The organism is Falsiroseomonas oryzae (assembly GCF_027856955.1).
Taxonomy (GTDB): Bacteria; Pseudomonadota; Alphaproteobacteria; order Acetobacterales; family Acetobacteraceae; genus Falsiroseomonas; species Falsiroseomonas oryzae.
Genome location: NZ_JAPSMD010000803.1, coordinates 1 through 1,290 on the forward strand (window position 1 = coordinate 1; position 1,290 = coordinate 1,290).

1 protein-coding gene is annotated in these 1,290 nt (G+C 74.8%); it reads right to left on the reverse strand.

The window, feature by feature from the left end; genetic code table 11:
* On the reverse strand, nt 1-1,290 hold a 1,290-nt coding region (locus OZN99_RS31820), incomplete at both ends, for a DUF4011 domain-containing protein (protein ID WP_270939189.1).

The following is a 1,290-nucleotide window of genomic DNA, read 5'->3' on the forward strand; positions in this document are numbered from 1 at the left end:
GGCGCGCGCCGCCAGCTCCGTCACCGCGTCGCGCGCCTCCGCGATGCGCGCGGCGGACCAGCCGCCGGCCGGCAGCGTGAAGTCCGGCGCCTTCATCTCCGCGGCGCGCAGCGCGACCAGCGCGCCGACCACCGCATGCAGCGGCCGCCCGCTTTCGCCCACCGGTGCGGCCATCGCATCCGCATGCGCGTTCAGCCGCGACCGCAGCGAGCCCAGCCGCTTCACCAGCGCCTCGCGGTCGGGCTTCGCCACGTTCGGCGCCGCCAGCGTCGCGCGCAGCTCGTCCAGCACGGCGCGCTTCGACTGCTTCTCGGAATGCAGCTCCAGGCAGGCGGCGCCGAGCCCGGCGGTGCCGAGCCGGCGCTGCACCACCTCCAGCGCCGCCAGCTTCTCCGCCACGAACAGCACGCTGCGCCCATCCAGCACGGCCTGGGCGATGATGTTCATGATGGTCTGCGACTTGCCGGTGCCGGGCGGCCCTTGGATCACCGTGTGGCCGCCGCGGCGGACGGCCTCCGCCGCGAGCGCCTGGCTGCCGTCCACGTCCATCACGTGGTCCAGCCGCTCCACCCTGATCTCGGCATCCACATCGGCGTCGTCGGCGAAGGGCGGCTCGCCCTGCAGCATGCCGCCGCCGACCAGCGCCTGGATCACCGGGTGGTCCAGCAGCCCGGGATTGGCGGCCGGGTCCAGGTCGCGCCACATCAGGAACTTCGCGAAGCTGAACAGGCCGAGCGCCAGACCGTCCGGATCCACGCCCCAGCCCTCGCGTTCGCCGATCGCGGCCTGCACCGCCTCCGCCCATTTCGTCGGGTCGTAGGCCTCGGCGTCGAAGGGCGGCAGCGTCACCTTGAACTCGGTGCCGAGCTTCTCGCGCAGCGAGAGATTCTCCTGCACCTCCAGCCCGGCGGACCGCACGCGGAAGGTCTGGGAGACACCCTCGCGTTCCAGCGTGACGGGCAGCAGCACCAGCGGCGCCAGCCGTTCCGTGCCCGGCGTGCCGGGGTCGCGCCAGGCCAGCGTGCCGATGCCGAGGGACAGCGTCGCGATGCCCGTCTCCTCCCGCGCGGTGCGCGCATCGGTCATCAGGTCGCGCAGGCGGCGGGCGAACTCCTCCGGCGTGACGCGGGCGCGCAGCAGCGCATCCGCCTGCCATTCCTCGCGCGTCTTGGCCGCGCTCGCCGTCGCGACGCCCTCGGCCTTCTTCGCGCGCGTCGCGCGGCGCTTGCGCGGCTTCGCCCCGCCATCCGCCGGTGCCGCCTCGGCCGGCGCCGCCTCCGCGGGTGGGGC